Origin of the sequence: Streptomyces sp. NPDC018964 (genome assembly GCF_044390325.1) — a bacterium.
Lineage (GTDB): Bacteria > Actinomycetota > Actinomycetes > Streptomycetales > Streptomycetaceae > Streptomyces.
In genome coordinates this window covers 1-22,221 of sequence record NZ_JBIRYZ010000016.1, presented here as the reverse complement: position 1 = coordinate 22,221, position 22,221 = coordinate 1, and the positions used below count along the sequence as shown (strand labels likewise).

The following is a 22,221-nucleotide window of genomic DNA, read 5'->3' as shown; positions in this document are numbered from 1 at the left end:
CGTCAGTGCTTTCCGCTGCCCTTGTCGCCCACGGCACCGGTCTGCCCCTTGAGCCGGACGATGTCGTCCATCGCCTGGCCCTGGGCGCCCCTGATGCTCTGGAGCTCCTGGAGGTGGCCCTCCACGATGCCGACGAAGGCGTCACCGATGGCGTCGAGGGCGCTGACCACGTAGTCGAGGTCCTTCTTGGCCTGCGGTCCCGCCTCCCGGGCGAAGTCGTCGTCGATCCCGTACCACATGGACGTCGGCTGCGTGGCGGTCACGAAGTCGCCGGACATGCCGCGGATGTCCTTGCCGAGCGCGCGGGCCTCGCTGATGAACGAGGAGAGCAGCGCGGGATCGGCCTCGAAGGCCTTGCCGTATCCGTACGTCATCGGGTCAGCCCTTCTCCCCGTCCTCGGTGATCTCGTCGCGCAGCCTGTCGTCCGCCCGCCGGCGGGCGTCCGCGCCCTTGGCGACGGTGTCCAGCAAGGGGCCGAAGACGTCCTCCCATTCGATGCCGGAGCCCTCGATGCGGGGCTGGACCCCCGGGGTCTCGGACAGCGGGCGGAACGCCTCCAGCACCATCCGCGCCATGTCGGCCTGGGCTTGGTGGGCGGCCTCGGCGACGGCCGCCGACAGCTGTGCGGCGCCCATGGTGCGGTACTTGCCGCCCAGGAACCTCACCTCGCCGAGGTGCCCCTGGCTGTTCACGGTGACCTCCACGCTGCGGTCCCTGGAGCGGACCGTCACCGTGGCCGTCCTGAGCTGCTGCTGGGCTTGGTCCACCGCCTGTCTGGTCTCCTCCAGCTGGGCCATGGCCCTGGCCAGCCTTTCCTTGATCGGTTCCGTCATGCCCGTGCCTTCCCGCGCTTGTCTCAGCGGCCGATCGCCGCGGCCGGGGCGCCGTCCTCGTCGGTGCCCCACACGTCCTCGTCCACGTCGGCCCAGGACGCCCGTTGGCGGTCGCCGCTCTCCGTCTGCTGCTGACCGGGTCCGCCCGCACCGCCCATGGGAGGGGCGAAGGGGGCGCCGCCCATCGTGGCGACGTTGTTGCGGCTCGCCGCGGTCACCGTCTCGTCCTGCTGTCCGCCCCGGCCCACGGAGCGCCGCGTGGTGACGGGCTGGCCGTCGTCGGCCACGGCACGGACCCGCTCGCCCTCGCTGCCGGGTCCGCCGCTGGTCGCCCCGTTGATGCGCGTCCCCATGGGCAGCATCGGCATACCGCCGCCCGCGCCGCTGCCGGCACCCATGCCGTGTTCCGAGGCGTCCGCGGAGTCGAGCAGGTCGTCGTACAGCTCCTCCTCGTAGCCGAGGTCGCCGTACGACGGCGAGTACAGGGAGGATCCGGCGCCGCCGGCTCCCGCGCCGGGGGCCGTGCCGGGTCCCGTGGGCAGCGTCTCGCCGGGGTCGATGGGGGTGCTGACGGTCGTGCCGTCGGGCCGCTGGGTGGTGACCGTGCCCAGGTCGGGGTCGAAGACGCTGGTGCTTCCGTCGGGGAGCGAGGTGGTGAGCCGGCCGTCCGGCCCCAGGGTGGTCGTGCTTCCGTCGCTGTTGGTGATCGACTCCCCCGGCTTCAGGATCTCCGTGGACGTGGAGCCGTCGGGGCGCGTGGTCACCACCTCCCCGCTGGGGAGGTCGATGCTCCGGGAGGTTCCGTCCGGGTAGTCCAGGGTCACCGAGCCGTCGGGGTTGAGTGTCGTGGTGGCGCCGTCCGGTCCCGGCATCGGACCGCTCGGGAGTCCCGCTCCGGCACCGATGCGGTCCGCCTGGCGGTCGTAGCGCTCCTGGGCCTCGCGCTGCTGCTGCTCGGCACGGCTTTCCGCTTCCCGCTGCCGCCGGTCCTGCTCGGCTTGCAGCCGCTCCTGCCGCTCCTGCGCCGCCTGCTGCTGCTCCTCCTGGCGTGCCTGGTACTCGGACTCCGTACGGATCTGCCGCTGTTCCTGCTCCCGCTGCCGCTGCTCCTGTTCGGCCTGGAGCCGCTCCTGCTTCTCCTCGGCCTCGCGTTCCCTGGCCTCCTGCTTCTCCTCCTGTTCCTTCTCCTTCGCCTCCTGCTTCTGCTCGGCGGCGGCCTGCTTCTCCTCGGCCTCGCGCTCCCTGGCCTCCTGCTTCTCCTCCTGCTCCTTCTCCTTGGCCTCCTGCTTGCGCTCCGCCTCCGCCTGCTTCTCCTCGGCCTCCCGCTCCTTCGCCTCCTGCTTCTCCTCCTGTTCCGCCTGCTTGCGCTCGGCGCGTTCCTCGGCCTCCGCCTGCTTGCGCTCGTTCTCCTGTTCCTTGCGTTCCTGTTCCTTCTTCTGCTGCGCGCGATCCGCCGCGGCCTGCTGAGTCAACAACGCCTGCTGCTGGGCGGCCTGAGCTTCCTTCTGCTCCTGCTTGGCCTCCAGCTCGTCCCGCTTCTGTTCGGCCTCCCGCTCCTTCTGGGCCTGCTTCTCCTCCTGCTCCTTCTCCTTCGCCTCCTGCTTCTGCTCGGCGGCGGCCTGCTTCTCCTCGGCCTCGCGCTCCTTGGCCTCCTGCTTCTCCTCCTGTTCCTTCTCCTTGGCCTCCTGCTTGCGCTCCGCCTCCGCCTGCTTCTGTTCGACCTCGCGTTCCTTCTGGGCCTGCTTCTCCTCCTGCTCCTTCTCCTTCGCCTCCTGCTTCTGCTCGGCGGCGGCCTGCTTCTGCTCGACCTCGCGCTCCTTGGCCTCCTGCTTCTCCTCCTGCTCCTTCTCCTTCGCCTCCTGCTTGCGCTCCGCCTCCTCCTGCTTCTTGTTCGCGCGCTCCTCGGCCTGCTTCTGCTTCTCCTCGGCGCGCCTCTCGGCCTCTTCCTTCTCCTTCTTGGCGTCGGCCTTCTCGCGTGCCGCCTGGTCGGTGTTGAACTTCTGCGTCAGGTCGACGGTCTCGGTCTGCACCTTCTTCGGGAACCGCTCGTCGTTGAAGGCGTTCTCGATGTCGATGAGCGCCTGCCGGCCCGCGGTGGAGAGGACGTCCTTGACCGACTTCTGCCACCGCCTGATGGCTTCCTCGCCGATCTTCTTCCAGGTGTCCTTCTGCTCCAGCGGCCCGAACGCACGGGCGCCGCCGTAGAAGCCGGGGGATTTGACGTAGTGGTAGCCGCCGCTCACGCCACGGGGGTTGATGGCGGCCCTGTAACGGACCTTGGTGATGTTGTGGTACCAGACCTCGTCGGTCACCTCGAGCAGCACGTCGTGGAGCCAGCGCAGCGGGTTGCCCATGTAGAGCTGCCAGGTGTTCCAGGAGCTCCACAGGCGCTGGGCGGCACCCTGTACCTCCCTGCGGAACGCGCGCAGGTCGTCGCCGTAGGCGGAGCCGGCGGACCCGGAGGCGGGGAACTGTTCGCTGTAGGCGGCGTAGTTGCGGGCGAGGGCGTGCACGATGTCCTTGAAGACCCCGGCCGCCTGGCCCTTCCACGAGGCGTCCTGCTTGCCGAGGTCGAACTCCCAGTCCTGGAGGTCGCGGGCGCGCTGCCGGAAGAACTGGGCGACACGGTCGAACGCCTCGGCGTTCATGTCGAAGGACCGCAGGTCGACCACGTCGGCGTCGGGGACCGGCAGGTCGTTCCAGGAGAATCCGCGGGTGTTGCCGTTGACGAGCAGATGGTTCAGTGCCTCGCCGCCCCCGTAGCTGTACTGCGCCAGGGCCTTGTTGCTCCAGACGGTGTCCTTGGACTGGCCCTGGAAGTCACGGCCGAGTCCGCTGCGGAACTCGCTGCCCATCACCACACCACCGGCCGGGACGTCGAGGCCGGTGGTCCCCAGCAGGGTGACCCGGGCCTTCTTCATCTTGACCTGGGTGTTGACCCCGGCGTCCCCGATGGCGCCCTTCTTGCCCGAGTAGAAGGGGACGACGAAGTCGGTGTTCTCGACGCGCCACCCGGAGTTCTGCTGCCGCCACTCCAACTGGTCGACGGCGTCGACGATGGCGTCGGGGGGATAGCCCTCGTAGTCCGAGAACTCGACCCTCATCATCGGGATGCCGTCGTTGCCCAGCAGCCGGCCGAAGAGTGTCTCGCGGGCCGGCATCGTGTAACCCGTCAGCACCTTGACGGCGGTGTGCCAGTAGTCGTCGACGGAGTCTGCGGGGAATACGACGTTGTCGGCCACGTGGGGGATCCTTGGGGTGACGTGTCGGTACGGGGGCGGGGGCGGGGGCGGGGGGCGTCCGGGCGGGACGGGTCAGTCCTTGTCCTTGCTCCCGCCGACGCGCTGTCCACCGCTCAGACCGGACTGGACGTCCTCGAAGATGTCGAGGAACTCCTGGCCGTCGATGTCGACGAGGCTCTTGTGCTGCGCGGAGAACAGCGTGTCGATCGTGGTCTGCAGGTTGTCCACCACATCCTTGAACAGCTTGCCCTGCTGTTCGTAGACCTCGAGCAGTTCCTCGGCCGTCTTGCCGATGGCCTGGTTGAGCTTCTCGCCCTTGCCGTGCAGGTGCTCCGCCTTGACCATCTGTCCGATGGCGAGGGGCCGTTGGGAGCCGTAGGCCTCGAACTCCTGCTTGCTGGTGATGTCCGTCTGCCTGATCAGGGTGCCCATCGCGGGTCCGAGGACCGGGTCGTCCAGCGCGATCCGGCGCACTTCCTCCTGGAAGGGCTGCACCCGGCTCTCCAGGAACGCCTGGAGGCCGGCCTTGTCCATGGCGACTTTGCCGGTCTTCGGGTTCGGGTCTTCTGCCACGGCGCTTCTCCTTGGGTCGGGTCGACCGGGTGCGGGAAGGGTCGGTTCCCGCCGGCGGTCAACGCCCGATCTTCACCGAGTCCCACATCTGGGTCAGGGACCGCTCGCTGTACTGGTAGTTCTCGGACACCGACGTCAGCAGGCCCGAGTGCTTGGTCAGCAGCTCCTCCATGGCCTTGACCGCGTTGTCCCAGGACCGCTGCTTGGTGTCGTAGATGTCCCGGTCGTCACCGATCCAGGTGTTGCGCAGCGCGCTGAGCTCCATCTCCAGGTTGGAGAGGGTGACAGCGATCGCCTTCGTCTGGCTGATCATGTCGTCGGCGGCGTTGCTCATCTGCGCGTAGTCGACGTAGATGTAGCCGTCCGTGTAGTCACTCATGGTCTGTCCTCGAGTCGCGTCGGAAGCGAACGGTGGGAAGTCGGGGCCGCGGGAAGGGGTGGGTGTCAGCCGGTCAGCTGGTCGAAGACGGCGTCCGACTGGGCGTACTCGCGGTTGATCGCGTCGACCGAGGCGCCCTGCTGCTTGCCGTGCTCCGTGAGCGTCTGGTTGAGGGTGTCGATCATGTCCTGGACGTTGGTGAGGATGATGTCGGCCTTCTCCTCCCACGCGGTCACCAGGTCCCTGAAGGCGCCACCGTCACTGCCCTTGTAGGCGGTCATCAGGTTGGTCTTGGTGGCCTCCACGTCCTGGCGGCACTTCACGATGCCGGTGAACGCCATTTCCAGCGCCTGGACACCGTTGCGTGTCGCTGACTCCTCTGACTGCTGCATTCCGTTGACGGCCATCGCCAGCCCTCTCGTCGTTCGGTCGTTGGAGGCAGATGCTAAGCACGGCGCCCGGGAATCCCGGCAGATCTGAATGAGCGTCAGATTGCATCTAGCTTGTTTCGGTTTTCCGCGGGGCGCAGCGCGGGGACGTCACCCGGGCCCGGCCGGCCTCGGCCGCCTCGGGGTGCAGGTCGGGGCCGGACGGGAGCATCGCCAGCAGCAGGGCCGGTATGTCGTTGCGGGGCACGTCCTGGTAGCCGAACGCCTCCACGGCCTCCTTGGTGGTCAGCCGGTACTTCACTCCGGTCTCGGTGACGAGGTACACCGTGCCGCCCACGTCGCCGCCGGCGGCGCCCACGGCGCGCACCAGGGCGCCGTGCCCGGGCGGCACCGTGACCCGGTCCACGGGCAGGCAGGCGGCGGAGGACACCCCGGAGGCGTGCTGGGCGACCGGGCCGAGGCCCTCGGTGGTGGCCAGGGCGACACCGACCCGCGTGCCGTTGCCTGCGGGGGTGACGAAGGCGCAGGGCGTCCGGTCGCCGGGAACGGTCACGGCCTTCGGAGGGCTCTGCGGGGACGCCCCCGGACCGGCCGGCGTCCCCGCCGTCGCGGCCACGTTGCCCCGCAGGGCCTCGGAGTTGAGCGGCAGGGGCTTGGGCGCGGCTCCGTCGTACGCCTTCTCACGGGTGCGCGGGTCACCGAGCAGCAGGGCGAGTTCGGTGGCGGTGAGCGGCGCGAGACCGTCCTCGCGCAGGACGTAGTGCCGTTCCTCGGCCCCCGGTACGGCCAGGACGAAGACCTGGCCGACGGTGGTGCCAGCGCCGCCGAGGCGCCGGCCGGGCGTGCCCAGGCCGGGGACGTCGGGCGGGGAGAGGTCCGGTCCTGCCGGCAGGGCGTCGAGGAAGGCGGCCGACACCGGTACGGGCCGCACGGAGGCGTATCCGAGGGCCTCCTCGGCCGCGGCCTCGGCGTCCAGCCGCAGCCGGCTGCCCTGCCAGAGCAGGTACTCGGTGCCGTCCGGGGCGGCGACCAGCAGGCCCTCGTCCTCGCCGAGGCCGGTGCCGTCCGTGTCGTGGGCGACGGCGAGCGTGGTGGTCACGCGGTCGACGGCGCCGGACGCCTTCGTCGTGTGGGTGGCGCACACCTGCCAGGGGGCGTCGGACAGGTCACCGGCGGCGGGCAGGTCGTCGGGCGCGCCCGGGATGCCCACCGGGGTGCCGCGCGGGGTGCCCTTGAGCGACGCGGAGCCCACCGTGGTGGTCTCCAGGCCGGCGCCGCCGAGCAGCCGGGCGGAGGCGTAGTTGCGCACCGGGCGCAGTCTGCCGTCGAGGTACAGGTAGCGGGCTCCGGTGTCCTTGTCGACGATCAGGCCGTTGGAGGTGCGCCAGGAGTCCTGTGTGCCGGGGCTGATCAGCCCTACGACGAAGACTCCGGCGGCCACCAGGACGGTGACGATCACGCCGATGGCGATGCCGCGGTTGGTGCGCCCCAGGGGGCTTTCGGGTGCGTCCGGGTCGGAGCGCAGCATGCTCGAGGTCAGCCTGCCCATCAGGAACATGTGGGCCTGGACCTGGTCGCGTTTGTTCTGCATGGGCTCGTCGTGTCCTTGGGATCGTGCGGTGGGGGCGGCGTGTCAGGCGTTGAGGGCGCGCAGCCAGCCGAAGAGGCCGAGCACCCACAGGGCGAGCGGCAGCATGCTGATGGCCATGGCGGAGTGCAGGAGTTCGGCGGCCCGGCCCCAGTAGGGGACCAGCCGTCGGCCCGGCACCGTCCACGCGGCGATGGCCAGGACGGCGGCGACCGCGACGAGCCCGGCCGCCAGCAGCAGGCGTTCGACGGTGCCGGCCTGGCCCGCCGTGTCCTGGACGAGGAGTGCCCCGCCGAAGGCGCCGGCGGCGACCAGGGACAGGCGCTGCAGGGTGTTGCCGAGGCCCCGGCTGTGCAGGATCAGCAGCACCGACAGGACCGACATGGTGAGGACGGCGGGGAGTGCGGGCCGGTGCGAAAGGCCTAGCAGGCAGGCCGCGCACACCGCTGCGGTGGCCGCGTACAGGCCGGTCATCCAGCCGTCCGCGGCCACGGTGCGGCCGGCCACCACGGACGGGGAGTGCGGCTCGATGCCCTCCTGCAGCTGCTGCGCGTTGGTGGGCAGCGGGGGCATGCGCATGCCGGAGAGCCGGAAGGACATCGAGGGCACGAACGCGCCGAAGATCACCGCGGCGAGCGCGACGAGGGCCGCCACGTGGTGGGGTCCGAGATCGGTGGCGATCATCAGCGCGCCGGCGCCCACCGCCGCGACGGCGACCACCACCACCGCGAGGAACAGGGCGGCGCTGGCCGCCACGGCGGCGACGGCGATCATGGAGCCGCCGGCCGCCGCCGCGCCGGCGGCGAACAGCCGGGAGCCCAGCACCTCGTAGTGGTCGGGGCCGCCGAGGGTGCCGCCGGGGAGCAGCCAGCCGACGGCGGCGAAGTAGGGCGCGGCGGCGACGCCCAGGACCGCTCCCGCCTCCGCGTCGCCGACGGCGCGGCTGGCCGACCCGGCGCCGGCGAGCAGCAGCAGGCCCGCGGCCGCCGCCGCGACGGCGCGCAGGTGGGCGGGCGGGCCGGGCAGGACGAGGACCGCGAGGCCCGCCGCGAGCACGAGGACGAGCAGGCCCAGCAGGACCCGGCGGGACACCGCGGCGCTCCAGCCGAAGGGGCGGTCCCGCATGGTGTCGGCGATGCCGTCGACCAGGTCGTCCAGGACGACCTCGGGCAACGCGTCGGTGTGGGGACGCAGGTAGAGCGTCTCGCCGTCGAGCAGTCCGAGCGAGCCGAGGCTGGCGCCCTCGTCGAAGGGCGGCCCGCCCAGGCGCTGGAGCACCCAGCCGCCGTGTTCCAGACCCTGTTCGGCGAGGTCGTCGCCGGCGTAACCCACCAGGGTGGGCAGGAGGTCGACGACCGGCACGTCGGAGGGGACGGCCAGGTCCACTGACTTCGCCGGCGTGTGCACGGTGACGCGGCACAGGCCTGACGTGGTGGTGTTGGTCATGAGGGAGAACTCACGCTTCGTTCGGCGGGAGACACCGGTCTCCGGCGGATCGATCGTTGGACGTGTGCGCGATCGGGCTGCACACTGCATGCTGAACCGGTTCCTCGCGTACATCCGTCCGAGCGAACCGTGAGACGGATCGTAGACTGCTCGCGGCCGGCGCGGTTCCCGCCCGGTGTCCGGTCGCGGCAGTGCCCGCCGCCTCTTTTCGTGTGCCGTCCCCCCGCTTCGTCCCCGGGCGGCGTCCCCCGTTCCCCGTATCCGTGTCGCGCCGGGCCCGTCCCGGCAGCAGTCCGAAGGAGAGCGCTCCTTGAGTACCGTCCTGTTCCGCAGGCCCGCGCGTCGACGCGGACCGGACATGCCCGACGGGGAACTGAGCCTCCAGGAGCCGCCCACGCTCCCGGAGGTGACACCCGACAGCTCAGCGGTGTGGAACTACCTGCCGATGGCCCTGATGTCGGTGTCCATGATGCTGATGTACATGCGGCCGGGCGGCTCCCGCAGCGGCACGTTCATCTATCTGGCGCTCGGGATGATGGTGGTCTCGGCTGGTGCCATGGTGCTGGGGCAGTACGTTCGCCGCAGCAGTGAGCGCAAGCAGCGCCTCAAGGGCGAGCGTCGCGACTACCTGCGCTATCTGCGCGAGGTGCGGCGCAAGGTGCGCGCCGCGGTGGCCGAGCAGCAGCGGGCCCTGGCCTGGCGTCATCCGGCGCCCGGGGCGCTGTGGTCGCTGGTGGGCACCAGCCGCATGTGGGAACGCCGTGCCGTGGACGAGGACTTCGGCGAGGTGCGGGTCGCGGTCGGCGGGCAGAAGCTGGGGCTGCGGCTCGCGCCCCTGTCGACCGCGCCGGTGGAGGACCTGGAACCGTTGAGCGCCCATGCGCTGCGCAGCTTCATCCGGGCGTACTCCACCATCGCCGACCAGCCCATAGCCGTGTACCTGCGGGCGTGGTCGCGGGTGCTGCTGCGGGGCGAGCCGGAGCGGATCCGCGGGCTGGCGCGGGCGGTGGTGACCCAGCTGGCGGTGGCGCACTCCCCCGAGGACCTGTGGATCGTGGTGTGCGCCTCGGACGAGCGGCGCGCCGACTGGGACTGGACGAAGTGGCTCCCCCACAACCTGCACCGGGGGGAGGCGGACGGGGCCGGTGCGGTACGCATGACCGTCGCCACGGTCAACGAGCTGGAGGCGCTGCTCGGCCCGGAGTTCACCGAGCGGCCGGCCTACGATCCGGACGCGCAGGCCGGGCGTGAGGAACCGTTCGTGGTGATCGTGCTGGACGACGTGGTGGTCCCGGCGGGTCACCGCATGGACGGGCCCGGGTTCCGCAACACCGTCGTCCTCGACCTGAGCACCGCGCTGACCTGGCGGCCGGGGCGGGCGACCCTGCGGCTGGATCTCGCGGAGGAGGAGCTGCGGCTGGTCCGTACCGACCGCGAGCGCAAGGAGCAGTTCTCCGCGCTGGGCCGGCCGGACACGACGGACGTCCCCACGGCCCGGTCGCTCGCCCGGCGGCTGGCCCCGTACCGGATGGGCGTGGGCCGGGAGACCGGTGAACCCATGGCGTCGGACACGGAACTGACGGCCCTTCTGGGCATCGTCGACCTGTACCGTCACGAGCCGCCCGCCCTGTGGGACCGGCGCACCGGCGCGGAGCGGCTGCGGGTGCCGATCGCCGTGGGCCCCGACGGGACACCGGTCGAGCTCGACATCAAGGAGTCGGCCCAGGGCGGCACCGGCCCGCACGGCATGCTGATCGGCGCCACCGGATCGGGCAAGAGCGAACTGCTGCGGACGCTGGTGTTGGCACTGGCACTGACCAACTCCTCGGAGACGCTGAACTTCGTCCTGGTGGACTTCAAGGGCGGTGCCACCTTCCTCGGCCTGGACGAGCTCCCGCACACGTCAGCCGTGATCACCAACCTCGCGGACGAGGTGGAGCTGGTCGCCCGTATGCAGGACGCGCTCCACGGAGAGCTGGTGCGCCGCCAGGAACTGCTGCGGGCGGCGGGGAACTACACCTCGGCGCTGGAGTACGAGAGGGCGCGCGCGGACGGGGTGCCGCTGGCGCCGCTGCCGAGTCTGTTCGTCGTCGTGGACGAGTTCAGCGAGCTGCTCGCCGCGCACCGCGAGTTCATGGAACTGTTCGTGATGATCGGACGTCTCGGGCGCAGCCTCGGTGTGCATCTGCTGCTGGCGTCGCAGCGCCTGGACGAGGGGCGGATGCACCAGCTGGAGTCCCACCTGTCCTACCGCATCGGTCTGCGCACGTTCTCGGCCATGGAGAGCCGCGGGGTGCTGGGGGTCCCGGACGCCTACGAGTTGCCGCCGACGCCCGGCAGCGGCTTCATCAAGACCGGTGTGGAGGCGCTGACCCGGTTCCGGGCGGCCTACGTGTCCGGCCCGTACCGGCGGCGCAGCGGTCCGGTCAACCGGGCGCGGGTGGCCAGCCAGGTGGTGCCCTGGACGGCGGACTGGGTGGTGCCCCGGCAGACCTCCGACCTTTCGGAGGTCGAACCGGAGAATGAGACCGAGGAGGAGGACGGCCAGTCGTTGCTGTCGGTGGCCGTGGAGCGGCTGCGGGACGCCGGTCCGGCCGCCCACCAGGTGTGGCTTCCGCCGCTGGGCACACCCTCGACCCTGGACGAACTGCTGTCCCCGCTCGCCCCGCACGCCGCGTACGGGCTGACGTGCGCCCCCTCCCGGCGGGGGCGGCTCGTCGCGCCCGTGGGCATCGTCGACCGGCCCTTCGACCAGCGCCGCGAGGAGTTGCTGGTGGACGTCTCGGGCGCCGGCGGTCACGTCGCCGTCGCGGGCGGTCCGCAGAGCGGCAAGTCGACGCTGCTGCGGACGCTGATCACGTCGCTCGCCCTCACCCACACCCCGCGTGAAGTGCAGTTCTACTGCCTGGACTTCGGCGGCGGTTCCCTCGCCGGGCTGGCGGACCTGCCGCACGTGGGCGGGGTGGCGGCGCGGATGGACACCGAGCGGGTGGGCCGGGTGATCTCCGAGATCACCGCGCTGCTCGCGCACCGGGAGCGGTTCTTCCTGGAGCAGGGCATCGACTCCATGGCCTCCCTGCGGCGGCGCAGGGCGGCCGGCGAGTTCCCCGACGAGCCGCACGGGGACGTGTTCCTGGTGATCGACGGCTGGTCCACCGTGCGGCAGGACTTCGACCAGTACATCGGCACCTTCAACGCGGTGGCCGGCCGCGGCCTGAACTACGGCATCCACCTCGTCGTCACCACCTCCCGCTGGGTGGAGCTGACCGCCGCCGTCCGCGACCAGGCCGGCACCCGTCTGGAGCTGCGCATGGGGGACGCCATGGACTCCACGATCGACGTGCGCAAGGCGGCCGGCGTGCCCCGGGTTCCGGGGCGCGGCCTGACCCGCGACTCCAAGCTGCACTACCTCGCGGCGCTGCCGCGCGTGGACGGACGGCCGGAGGCCGACGACCTGGCCGACGGGGTGGCCGATCTCGTCGCCCGGGTGCGCGAGCACTGGGCGGGGCCGCCCGCCCCGCCCGTGCGGACGCTGCCGACGCTGCTGCCGGTGGGCGAACTCCCGCCCGTCGAGGGGGACCTGCGGGTGCCGCTCGGCACCGAGGAGGAGTCCATGGGCACCCTGTGGCACGACTTCTCGGCCACCCCGCACCTGATCGTCGTCGGCGACACCGAGAGCGGCAAGACCAATCTGCTGCGCCTGATGGCACGGGCGATCACCGAGCGCTACACGCCGGCCGAGGCCCGGATCATGGTGGTCGACTACCGGCGCACCCTGGTGGAGGCGGTGCCGGAGGAGTACCGGCTCGGCCACGCCGTCACCGTCGACTCGCTCAAGGAGCTGGTCCAGGGCGCGGCACGCGCGGTCCGCACCCGGCTGCCGGGGCCGGACATCACCCCGGCCCGGATGCGGCTGCGCGACTGGTGGACCGGGCCGAGGCTGTTCATCCTGGTCGACGACTACGACATGGTCGGCGGCGGCGGTCCGCTGAACCAGCCGTTCGATCCGTTGCTGGACCATCTGTCGCTCGGGCACGAGGTGGGCATGCACGTGGTGGTCGCCCGTTCGGCGGCCGGGGCAGGGCGGGGCTTGAACGAGCCGCTGCTGAGGCGGCTGCTGGAGGTCAACACGCCGGGCCTCCTGCTGTCCTGCCCACCGACGGAGGGCTTCCTCTTCAGCAACGTCAAGGGCCGCAACCTGATCCCGGGCCGCGGCACGCTCGTCACCCGGCGCAAGCGCGTCGACGTCCAGACGGCCCTGATCGACGCGGAGCGCCCATGAGGGGTCTGCCCGGCCCGCGGGCGGGCGGCGGCCGGCTACGGTGCCGGCCGCCAGCCCCTGGCCTTGCCCAGCGGCACGACGACCATGGCCGCCCCGATCAGCAGCACCACGCACAGGGCGCCGCCGCCGAGGAGCAGGGCCCGGTCGCGGGTGCCCGCCGCCGTGGTGCGCGGTATCCGCGCCGGTTCGGGCCGGGCCTCGGCCCGCGCCCGGGCCGTGGGCAGCACCGCCGTGAGGCCGGCGTAGGCGTCCAGCTTCGGGACGCTGTCGGGATAGGCGGCCTCCTGGAGCCTGCGGGCCACGTCGGCGGCGGACAGGCGCGGCAGGTAGGACCGTACGAGGGCGGCGGCTCCGGCGACGTGCGCGGCCGCCAGCGAGGATCCCGAGCCGAGGAAGTGTCCGTCGCCCTCGACCCCGATGCCGACGACCGCGTCGCCCGGGGCGGAGAGGTCCGGGGCGAGCGCGCCGGGGGCGGCCTCGGGCCGGTCGCCGGCCGGGCCGTGGTCCACGACCGACACCACGTCGGGGACGTGGGCCGGCCAGGAGGCGCGCGGGCGGGTGTCGGGCCTGCCGTCCGCGCCCTCGGGCGCGACGTCGGGGGCCGCGGGCGCGACGACGAGCGCGTCCTTGTCCAGGGCGTACGCGACGGCGTCGGCCAGTTCGTCGCCGTCCCCGGTCAGGGCCTGGCCGACGTAGACGACACCGGCTCCTTCGTCGGCGGCGCTACGGATGGCCCGCGCGACGAGCGCCGCGTCGGCGACGCCCCGGCCGTCCGTGCCGCGCAGGGCGAGGATCTCGGCACCGGGCGCGACACCGGTGACGCTGCCGGGGCCGGTGGCCGACGCGGCGATGAGCCCGGCGGCGAAGGTGCCGTGCCCCACGCAGTCCTCACCGGCGTCGCCGACGGCTCTGACCCTGCCCTCGAGGGCCGGTGTCCCCGTGGCGACACCGGTGTCGATCACGGCCACCGTGACCCCGGCCCCCCGCGACAGCTGCCACGAACGGGGCAGTTGGAGGGCCTGGTGGGTCCAGGGGCGCAGCTCGGCCGTCTTGTCGGAGGCGGTGGCGCAGGTGTCGTCCGCGGCCATGCGCAGGCGCAGCGGGGGCAGGGCCACCGGCCCGTCGGCGGCGGTGGCGGGCGGGGCGAGTACCAGGGCTGGAACAGCGGCGACCGCCGCGAGCGCCATGGCACGACGGCAACGGTCGTACGGCATGGGGCAGATGATATGGGAAGCGGCGGTGGTGTCGGGCCGGCCCCGGCGTCACCGGGAAATCAGGAGGGGCGAGCGTGTCACGGCAAGTTCTGACGGTGGGTCAGGGCCGGGAGGACGGGTTCCGGACCATCGGCGAGGCACTGGCCGCCGCACGCACCGGTGCGGTCGTCCGGATCGGGCCGGGCCGCTACCCGGAGAACCTCACGGTACGGACCCGGATCACGATCGTGGGCACGGGCGACCCGGGCGGGGTGGAGATCTGCCCGCGGCGCGGCACGGCGCTCACGCTGGTGGCCGACGCCGTGATGGTCACCGACGTGGTGCTGCGCGGCGGAAGCGACGACGTGGCCGTCGTGGACGTACCGCGCGGTCAGCTGGCGATGGAGCGCTGCTCGGTCACCGGTTCCGGCTGGACGGCACTGCTGGCGCGCGAGAGCGGATCGCTGGCGATGCGCGGCTGCCGGGTCACCAACCGGGAGGGCGCCGGCATCGTGGACACCTCCGGCGCGCCCAGCGTCGTCGAGGACTGTGTGCTGGAGAACCTGGGCACGTCGGCCGTGGTCCTCGGCGAGGGCTCCCGGTCGACCGTACGCGGCTGCCGCATCCGCGACGCCCGCGGCAACGGCGTCCTGGCCAACGGCGAGGCGCAGGGCGTCGTCGACGCGTGCGACATCGCCGGCACCGACAAGCCCGCCATCGCCCTGGAGGGCAGCTGCACCACGCTCGTGACGGGCACCACCGTCCACGACTGCGCGGTCGGCGTCTACCTGACCAGTTCCTCCCGCCCGGTCCTGGAGGACGTCGCCGTCTCCGGCACGTCGGGCCCCGGCTTCGCCCTGTCCGCCGGCGCCGATCCGCTGCTGCGCCGTTGCTCGTCCAGCCGGAGCAAGGGGCACGGGCTGATCGTGTCCGAGCGTTCGCGCGGCACGTTCGAGGACTGCGAGTTCACCGGTTCGGCCGGCCCCGGCATCATGGTCACGGACTCCAGTTCCCCGTCGTTCCTGCGCGTCACCGTGCGGGACTGCGCCGATCCGGTGGCCGCGGTCCGGCTGGAGGAGGGCGCGAGCGCCGAGTTCGACCGGCTCGAGGTGAGCGACGCGGCGGGCAGCGGGATCGTGGTGTCCTCCCACGCCAATCCCCTGCTGCGCCGGGTGCGGGTGACCGGGGCGGGCCGCTGCGGCGTCGAGGCCCGCGAGGACGGCCGGGGGCGGCTGGAGTTCTGCACCGTCGAGCGCTCCGCCGCCGCCGGACTGCGCGTCGCCGACGGCGCCCGCACCCAGCTCGACGACGGTGTGCTGCGCGACTGCGGGGAGGCCGGTGTCCTGGTGGGCCGTGAGGCCGTCGCCACGGTGCGCGACACCCGGATCGAGGGCTGCGGCTCCAGCGGTGTGGTGGTCGAGGACGGCGGGGAACTGACCCTGAGCCGTGCGGGGATCGGCGGGGCCGGCGCGCACGGAGTGCTGCTCGCGGCGGGTTCCCGCGGCGAGGTGAAGTCGTGCGAGATCACGGGCTGCCTCGGTGACGGCATCCGGGTGGACACCGCCGAGGCCGTGGCCGTCACCGGCTGCCGGGTGCGTGACAACCGGGGCGCGGGCCTGACCCAGTCCCGGCCCGGGGACCGGCTGGAGGTGCTGGACCTCACCAGTACGGGCAACGCCGTCCCCGACGCCTGGGGTGCGGACGTCGCCGCCGTGCCGGGGGCGGCGGACAAGGACTCCGCCGCCGCGGAGCCGCAAGGGCCCCTGGAGGAACTGGAAGGTCTCATCGGGCTGGACGGCGTCAAGAAGCAGGTGCGGACACTGGTCAACCTCAATCAGCTCGCGCAGCGGCGTCAGCGGCTCGGCATGCCGGTGCCCTCCATGAGCCGCCACCTGGTGTTCGCGGGCCCGCCCGGCACCGGCAAGACCACCGTGGCCCGCCTGTACGGCTCGATCCTGGCCGAGCTCGGCGTCCTGCGCGACGGACACCTGGTCGAGGTGTCCCGGGCCGACCTGGTCGCCCAGGTCATCGGCGGGACGGCGATCAAGACCACCGAGGCGTTCATGAAGGCGCTCGGCGGCGTCCTGTTCATCGACGAGGCCTACACCCTCACCTCGGGCGGATCGTCGAACGACTTCGGCCGGGAGGCCGTGGACACGCTGCTGAAGCTGATGGAGGACCACCGCGAGGACGTGGTGGTGATCGCCGCCGGCTACTCCGCCGAGATGGACTCCTTCCTCACCTCCAACCCGGGCCTGGCCTCACGTTTCACCAGGACCATCGAGTTCGGGAACTACTCCGTCGCGGAACTGGTGACGATCACCGAGAGCATGTGCCGCTCGCACCGCTTCGAGCTCGGGCCCGGTACCTCCCAGGCGCTGGCGGCGCACTTCGAGGCGATGGAGAAGGGCGCCACCTTCGGCAACGGCCGTGCGGCACGGGGTGTGTTCGAGGAGATGGTGGACCGTCAGGCCGTCCGGCTGGCGACGATGGCCGAGCCCGCGGAGCGCGACCTGACGCTGCTGCTGCCCGAGGACGTCGACGAGTCCGGGGCGGAGCGGCGGACACAGGCCGAGGACCGTCAGACGATGCTGGCGCGGCTGGAGGCGATGGTCGGGCTGCACGCGGTCAAACGCGAGGTGACCGACCTGGTCAGCCTGCTCACGACGGCCAGGCAGCGGGAGGCCGCGGGGCTGCCCGCACCGCGGATCAGCCGGCACCTGGTGTTCTCCGGGCCGCCCGGCACGGGCAAGACGACCGTGGCCCGCCTGTACGCGGGACTGCTGACCGCCCTGAGGGTGCTGCCCCGCGGCCAGCTCGTCGAGGTGGCCCGCGCCGACCTGGTGGGGCGCTACGTCGGTCATACCGCGCAGCTCACCAAGGAGGTGTTCCAGAGCGCGCTGGGCGGTGTGCTCTTCATCGACGAGGCGTACACCCTCACCCCCGAGGGGGCGGGGTCCGACTTCGGGCGGGAGGCGGTGGACACGCTGCTGAAGCTGATGGAGGACCACCGTGACGAAGTGGTCGTGATCGTCGCGGGCTACACCGACGAGATGCGCGGGTTCCTGGGGTCCAACCCGGGTCTGGCGTCACGCTTCTCGCGGTTCGTGGAGTTCGAGAACTACTCCACCGACGAGCTGGTCACGATCATGGGGCGGCACGCCGAGGAATCGGGATACACCTGCTCCGGGGACACGCTGGAGGCGCTGCGCGCGTACATCGACGCCGTGCCCAGGGACCGTACGTTCGGCAACGCCCGGCTGGCGCGGCAGCTGCTGGAGACGATGATCACGCGCCAGGCCCGCAGGCTGACGGAGGTGGAACGGCCGAGCGTGGACGACCTGCGGACGCTGCTGCCGGGGGACCTGCCGGTGCCCGCGCAGGGGGTGAGCGGCTGAGGCGGGCGCCGGGAGCGGCACGCCGGACGGCACCGGCCGCCGGTCCGGGGCGCCGCTCCTGCCTCACGCGGTGTGCGTGAGGCAGAGGCAGGCCCACACCACGTGCCGGCCGTTCTCCACGCGGGTGCCCCAGTTCTCGCAGAGGGCGTCGGTGAGGCGCAGGCCCCTTCCCCCCTCGGCGAGGTCGTCGTCGTCACGGGCCCAGCGCTCGCGGACGAGGCCGGCGTCGAATCCGGGGCCGCGGTCCCACACCTCGATCCGCAGCCGGTCGGGCGCGCCCCGCCCTCCTCGGACGAGGTGGATGTCCAGGCCGACGGGGGCGTGCCCGTGCCGGACGGCGTTGGTGACGAGTTCACTGGTCACCAGGGCGGCTTCGTCGATCAGGCCGGGGGCGCGCCACTCGCCGAGCCGCTCGGTGACGTGGGTTCGCGCGGCTCGCGCCACCTGGACCGTCGGGGGGTGGTGGGGTGTTCCGGTGGCCTCCGGCGGCGGGGAGGTGCGCGTGATGGTCAGTGACGTCTTCATGGAAGTGCCCTCGCGATTCGGCCCGTTCGAGTCGGCGGCCCGGTCGAATCACCCGTCGGCCCGCCGGGCGGTGCGGCAGTGGGGACGGACGCCACCGCGATCCGGTGTGCGGTGGGCGTCGGTGCGCATCCGCAGGGGGATGGCTCGTACCTCTGGTGACTGCTTCGGTGCGTCGCCTGCCCCTCCTTGGCCGGGACCGGGAAGAGGACCGGTCAGTGGGTGACCGCGAGGACCCGGCGGAGCCGCTGCTCGAGCGTCCCACCGGCCGGGAGGGCGTGGCCGAGGACGGCGCCGCCGATGGTGAACGCCCGGAACTCGTCGATCCGGAGTTCCTCGATGCGTTCCGCGCCGTCGGCCGAGCCGGCGTCGGCCACCCGCGGCCCGTCGACCCGGGCGATGGCGTGGAGGAGCGCGTCGGGGTCACCGGCATGGCGGTGACCGGGCGGCGTCACGCCGCCGACGCCGGGGAACGCGCCGACCTCACGGGCCTGGCGCACGATGCCGCCGATCGTGCCGTGGAGGCGTCCCGGCCCGGTGGTGAGGTCGCCGACCGCCGGGTGGTGGCCGAGCCCGGTTCCCCGGACGACGTCGAGGACGGCCGTGGTGTGCGTACCGCCGACGAGGAGCCCGGCCCCCGGTTCGACCGCCGGTCCGGCGGCCTCGCGCCCGGCGCCCTCTCCCCCGTCGGCCACCTCGACGACGAGTCGTTTGCCGTCGTCCACGATGCGGCGCCCCGGCCGGCGCAGGGCACTGAGCGGACGGCCGGCGTTCCTGAAGCCGACGCAGGGGAGTTCCTCCGCCGTGAACACCGCGGCGACCTCGTCGTACCCCTCGAAGGCGTCCGGGATCGTGGCCTCGTCGTCGGCGGGCATGAACCGGGGGATGATCACTTTCGGTCCGGTGTCTCTCGGCGTCACACGGATGCGATGACGGCGCCGCCAGGAGCGCGCCCCCGGGGGTGCGGTACGTCGTGCGGACGGGCGCACACCCCCGGGAGCGGCCTGGCGGCGCTCCGGCACTACTTGGCGGGCAGGGCGACGACGGGGAAGTCGATGTCCGTGCGCGCCACCGAGTTGAAGTAGTTCGTGAAGACGTTCAGGGCGACGTTGGCGACGATCTCGCCGATCTCCCCGTCGCCGTACCCGGCGGCACGGACCTCCTCGAGGTCCTCGTCGGAGACGAAGCCGCGGGTCTCGATGACGGCCTTGGCGAACCGCAGGGCGGCCTGCGTCTTGTCGTCGGACGCCTTGCCCTGACCGGCGGCCGCGAGGTCGTCGGCGTTGACGCCGGCGCGGTCGCCGAGGACGTGGTGGGCGGCGTAGCAGTACTCGCAGGAGTTCTCCACCGCGGCGACGAGGGCGATCTGCTCGCGGACGGCACCGGACAGGGAGCCCTTGGAGAGGGCACCGCTCTGGGAGAGGTAGGCGTCGAGGACGGCGGGCGAGACGGCCATGGCGCGCATCATGTTCGGCGTCACGCCGAGCGCGCGCTCGACCTTGTTCAGCAGGGACTTCGCGGTGGGGTCGGCGGAGGCGGGGTCGACGACGGAAAGGCGGGGCATGAGTGGTCCTTACCTAGCAGGGTTTTTGCGCCAACGTTGTTTGGCACTGCCAACATAGATTGGCAGTGCCTACTATGGCAAGTACGGATCCCCGTCGGAGAGCGCCATGACTGATGTTCCGGGCACACCGCCCCACGAGCAGCTGATGGTGGGCATCACGCGCCTGGGACAGGCGCTGCGCATCAGCAGTTACCGCAACGCGGGCCCCTACCGGCTGTCCCCGCTGCAGGCGGACATCATCGTGCTGCTGGCCGGGGACCCGCGGCCGCGCCGTCTCAGCGATGTGGCGCTCGCGCTCGCGTCGACCCCTCCGACGATCAGCGACGCGGTGAAGGCCCTCACCGCGAAGGGGCTGGTGAAGCGGCGGCGCGACGCCTCCGACGCGCGTGCCGTGTCCCTGACCCTCACGCGGGCCGGCGAAGTAGAGGCCGAGCGTCTGGCCGAACTGCCGGCGGAGTTCGCCGAGGCCATGTCGTCCCTCACGCCGGAGGATCTCGCGGCCATGCTCCGCGGCATGAGCGCCATGATCAGATCACTGCAGGACCAGCGGGCCATCCCGGTCACCCGCATGTGCCTGACCTGCGCCTACTTCCGCCCCGAGGCCCATCCGGGCAGCGACAGGCCGCACCACTGCGCGTTCGTCGACAACGCCTTCGGCGACGGGGAACTGCGCCTGGAGTGCCCCGATCACCTGGATCCGTGAACCGTTGCCCGGGTCAGGGCAGGCGGGAGTGCGGGGTGTCCGTGGCGGCGGGGTCGTCGGCGACGAGAAGGAGGAGGGCCGCCCGCCGGGGGCCGAGGGAGCGGACCTTGTGGGGTGTGGTGGCCTTGAAGTAGGCGCAGTCCCCCGGGTCGAGGGTGATGGAGTGCGAGGGGAGGATGAGCTCGGCCCGCCCCTCGTGGACGAAGACGAACTCCTCACCGGGATGATCACGGAAGGGGACGTGGTCGGCGTCGTGCGGGGGATGGAGCATGAAGGGGGTCATGCTCTTGGTTCCGGCCTGGAGCGCCATCCCCTCGTAGCGGGTGCCGGGCTCGTCGGCGGAGGTGAGCGCCTGGCGTTCCCCGGCCCGGGTGACGGTGACCTCCGCGAGTTCCTCGGCATCGGCGAAGAGGTTGTCCAGCGGAACGTCCAGGGCCTTGGCGAGCGAGGCGCAGACGGCGATCGACGGGACACTGCGACCGCGCTCGACCTTCGACAGGTAGCTCTTGGTGACGCCGGAGCGCTCGGCCAGCGTCTCCAGTGTCATGAGCCGTTCCTTGCGCAGCTGTCGTACACGGTTGATCACTGAATGGCTTCCCTTCACATGTCCCGCGGTCGGACACCGGCCGGCCGGGCCTCAGTATGTCGCGAGGCGCCCCGCCGTTCGACGCGGCCCCGGCGTCCCGTCGCCGGGGCCCACCCCTGGGCGGGCGGCTCCGGCGGCGCGGCACGGGCGGTGCGTCCGCCGTGACGGGCCACCGGTGAGAGGGCCGCACCGCGAGGGCCGCCCGTGCGGGCGGACGCGGCGCCCGAGCGTCCGCCCGCCGCTCCTCCCCCACCAGGACGGCGCCGCGGGACCCCGCGGCGTACGGGCCGGTCCGTGCCGTCAGGGCCGCGATGCCGCCTCGGCCCTGCGCGCGGCGTTGACGCCGTGATGGGTGAGCCGGAAGTGGGAGCCGGCCGCGCGCCCCCGCTCGGGGCGGCGCGGATCGAGGGGCCTGCCGTCGGCGCCGTACTCCCTGACCCACTGGCGCCGGCGCATCACCTCCGTCGTCACGCGCCTGGCACCGGAGGGAAGCCGGTGCCGGGAATCCCTGAGCGCGGCGAGCAGCAGCCGGCTCTGGTACGCGGTGGGCGTGGCGTCCCGGGAGGTCTTGGTGCCCATGAAGGTCAGGCCCGATCCGGCTCCCCGGCGGGCAGCGCACGCCGGAGCCAGTCGGTGAGCACGGCACGGGCGCGGAGAGCGAGCCGGTCACCGTGACGGCGGGCGTCGTCGCGGATGCGGTCGAGGTCGACGCCGTGGGCGGTGAGTTCGTGGGTGTGCCCCAGGAGCCAGCGTTCGATCCGCGTGTGGTCGGCCTCCAGATGGAACTGCAGGCCGAGGACGGTGTCGCCGACGGCGAACGCCTGGTTCGGGAAACCGGGGGTCTCGGCCAGCCGCGTGGCGCCGTCCGGTAGGGCGAACTGGTCGCCGTGCCAGTGCAGTACCGGCGTGTCACCGAGCCCGGCGAGAACGGAGGCGCCGCCCTCGGGAGTCAGGGTCAGGGGCGCGTAACCGATCTCGAACCGGCCGGTGGGGACCACCTCCGCGCCGAGGACGTGCGCGATGAGCTGGGCCCCGAGGCAGATGCCGAGCGTGGGGAGCCCGCGGCCGATCCACGCCGCGAGGGCGGCGGCCTCGTCGGCGAGGCAGGGGTAGCGCTCCATGTCCCCGACGCCGACGGGGCCGCCGAGGACGACCAGCAGGTCGGCGTCGCCGAAGGCCTCGTCCCCCAGGGGGTCGACACCGGCGTCGAGGTACCGGACGCGGTAGCCGTGCTCGGTCAGCAGCGGGCCGAACACGCCGAGGTCCTCGAAGGCGACATGGCGGATGACAAGGGCGGTACGGGTCATGGGGCACTCCGCTCGTCGGTGGTGACGCCGGGCCGGACGGTCGACGACGCTCACGCGTCGCGGGCACGCCGGCGGCCGGGCATGTGTCTCATCGGGGGCGGTCGTGGTCCCGCTCCCCCGTCAGACCGGCCGCGCCCTGCGCGAGCATCTCGGTGGCGAGTTCGCGACCGAGTGCCGTCGCCGCCTCGTGCGTCTCGGGCACGGGACCGGTGGTG

At 72.5% G+C, this 22,221-nt stretch carries 18 protein-coding genes and 1 pseudogene; 3 read left to right on the top strand and 16 right to left on the bottom strand.

Features of this window, described 5'->3' with window-relative positions; all coding sequences use genetic code 11:
- Nucleotides 1-2 precede the first annotated feature (2 nt).
- The 8 genes from ACH5AO_RS24915 to eccD form a co-directional block, all read right to left on the bottom strand.
- Nucleotides 3-374 carry a hypothetical protein gene (locus tag ACH5AO_RS24915; protein ID WP_398928185.1) on the bottom strand — a complete coding sequence of 124 codons (372 nt, stop codon included), beginning with the start codon at nucleotides 372-374 and terminating at the stop codon, nucleotides 3-5.
- 4 nt (nucleotides 375-378) lie between these two features.
- Entirely contained in the window at nucleotides 379-834 is a 456-nt protein-coding gene (locus tag ACH5AO_RS24910; RefSeq protein ID WP_398928183.1) for a YbaB/EbfC family nucleoid-associated protein, read from the bottom strand.
- A gap of 23 nt (nucleotides 835-857) precedes the next feature.
- Nucleotides 858-4,076: an AAWKG family protein gene (locus tag ACH5AO_RS24905; protein ID WP_398928181.1), complete on the bottom strand. Its 3,219-nt coding sequence runs from the start codon at nucleotides 4,074-4,076 to the stop codon at nucleotides 858-860.
- Between the two features lie 72 nt (nucleotides 4,077-4,148).
- The gene (locus ACH5AO_RS24900; protein WP_398928179.1) at nucleotides 4,149-4,649 is read right to left on the bottom strand and encodes a type VII secretion system-associated protein; all 501 of its coding nucleotides are present in this window, start codon (nucleotides 4,647-4,649) and stop codon (nucleotides 4,149-4,151) included.
- Between the two features lie 58 nt (nucleotides 4,650-4,707).
- Nucleotides 4,708-5,028, bottom strand: a complete 321-nt coding sequence (locus ACH5AO_RS24895; protein ID WP_398928177.1) for a WXG100 family type VII secretion target — start codon at nucleotides 5,026-5,028, stop codon at nucleotides 4,708-4,710.
- Nucleotides 5,029-5,093: 65 nt separating this feature from the next.
- Nucleotides 5,094-5,435, bottom strand: coding sequence for a hypothetical protein (locus ACH5AO_RS24890; RefSeq protein ID WP_398928176.1), 342 nt, complete (start codon nucleotides 5,433-5,435; stop codon nucleotides 5,094-5,096).
- A gap of 91 nt (nucleotides 5,436-5,526) precedes the next feature.
- A complete protein-coding gene (gene eccB, locus ACH5AO_RS24885; RefSeq protein ID WP_398928174.1) occupies nucleotides 5,527-7,008 on the bottom strand; it encodes a type VII secretion protein EccB in 1,482 nt (493 codons plus the stop codon).
- Between the two features lie 42 nt (nucleotides 7,009-7,050).
- The gene (gene eccD, locus ACH5AO_RS24880; RefSeq protein WP_398928172.1) at nucleotides 7,051-8,451 is read right to left on the bottom strand and encodes a type VII secretion integral membrane protein EccD; all 1,401 of its coding nucleotides are present in this window, start codon (nucleotides 8,449-8,451) and stop codon (nucleotides 7,051-7,053) included.
- Between the two features lie 310 nt (nucleotides 8,452-8,761).
- Here eccD and eccCa point away from each other — a divergent pair, with 310 nt between their 5' ends.
- Nucleotides 8,762-12,733, top strand: a complete 3,972-nt coding sequence (eccCa, locus tag ACH5AO_RS24875) for a type VII secretion protein EccCa (protein WP_398928170.1) — start codon at nucleotides 8,762-8,764, stop codon at nucleotides 12,731-12,733.
- Nucleotides 12,734-12,768: 35 nt separating this feature from the next.
- Here eccCa and ACH5AO_RS24870 read toward each other — a convergent pair whose 3' ends face one another.
- Nucleotides 12,769-13,947: a S8 family serine peptidase gene (locus tag ACH5AO_RS24870; protein WP_398928168.1), complete on the bottom strand. Its 1,179-nt coding sequence runs from the start codon at nucleotides 13,945-13,947 to the stop codon at nucleotides 12,769-12,771.
- Nucleotides 13,948-14,021: 74 nt separating this feature from the next.
- On the opposite strand from ACH5AO_RS24870, the gene ACH5AO_RS24865 reads away from it, so the two are divergent.
- Complete coding sequence (locus ACH5AO_RS24865) at nucleotides 14,022-17,324, top strand: right-handed parallel beta-helix repeat-containing protein (RefSeq protein ID WP_398928166.1); 3,303 nt, start codon at nucleotides 14,022-14,024, stop codon at nucleotides 17,322-17,324.
- A gap of 63 nt (nucleotides 17,325-17,387) precedes the next feature.
- Here ACH5AO_RS24865 and ACH5AO_RS24860 read toward each other — a convergent pair whose 3' ends face one another.
- From ACH5AO_RS24860 to ACH5AO_RS24850, 3 genes are all read right to left on the bottom strand, one after another.
- Nucleotides 17,388-17,849: an ATP-binding protein gene (locus tag ACH5AO_RS24860; RefSeq protein WP_398928164.1), complete on the bottom strand. Its 462-nt coding sequence runs from the start codon at nucleotides 17,847-17,849 to the stop codon at nucleotides 17,388-17,390.
- A gap of 212 nt (nucleotides 17,850-18,061) precedes the next feature.
- Complete coding sequence (locus tag ACH5AO_RS24855; RefSeq protein WP_398928162.1) at nucleotides 18,062-18,721, bottom strand: hypothetical protein; 660 nt, start codon at nucleotides 18,719-18,721, stop codon at nucleotides 18,062-18,064.
- A gap of 146 nt (nucleotides 18,722-18,867) precedes the next feature.
- Nucleotides 18,868-19,410 (bottom strand): carboxymuconolactone decarboxylase family protein, encoded by a 543-nt coding sequence (locus ACH5AO_RS24850; RefSeq protein WP_398928160.1) that lies wholly within the window; start codon nucleotides 19,408-19,410, stop codon nucleotides 18,868-18,870.
- Between the two features lie 106 nt (nucleotides 19,411-19,516).
- On the opposite strand from ACH5AO_RS24850, the gene ACH5AO_RS24845 reads away from it, so the two are divergent.
- The gene (locus tag ACH5AO_RS24845) at nucleotides 19,517-20,113 is read left to right on the top strand and encodes a MarR family winged helix-turn-helix transcriptional regulator (protein ID WP_398928158.1); all 597 of its coding nucleotides are present in this window, start codon (nucleotides 19,517-19,519) and stop codon (nucleotides 20,111-20,113) included.
- A gap of 13 nt (nucleotides 20,114-20,126) precedes the next feature.
- Here the strand turns inward: ACH5AO_RS24845 and ACH5AO_RS24840 are convergent, their stop codons facing one another.
- The 4 genes and pseudogenes from ACH5AO_RS24840 to ACH5AO_RS24825 all read right to left on the bottom strand — a co-directional run.
- Nucleotides 20,127-20,699 (bottom strand): helix-turn-helix domain-containing protein, encoded by a 573-nt coding sequence (locus ACH5AO_RS24840; protein WP_398928156.1) that lies wholly within the window; start codon nucleotides 20,697-20,699, stop codon nucleotides 20,127-20,129.
- 300 nt (nucleotides 20,700-20,999) lie between these two features.
- Entirely contained in the window at nucleotides 21,000-21,278 is a 279-nt protein-coding gene (locus tag ACH5AO_RS24835) for a hypothetical protein (RefSeq protein WP_398928154.1), read from the bottom strand.
- Between the two features lie 5 nt (nucleotides 21,279-21,283).
- Entirely contained in the window at nucleotides 21,284-22,006 is a 723-nt protein-coding gene (locus ACH5AO_RS24830) for a glutamine amidotransferase (protein WP_398928152.1), read from the bottom strand.
- Nucleotides 22,007-22,094: 88 nt separating this feature from the next.
- Nucleotides 22,095-22,221 (bottom strand): annotated as a pseudogene (locus ACH5AO_RS24825) (hydroxymethylbilane synthase); the annotation flags it as partial.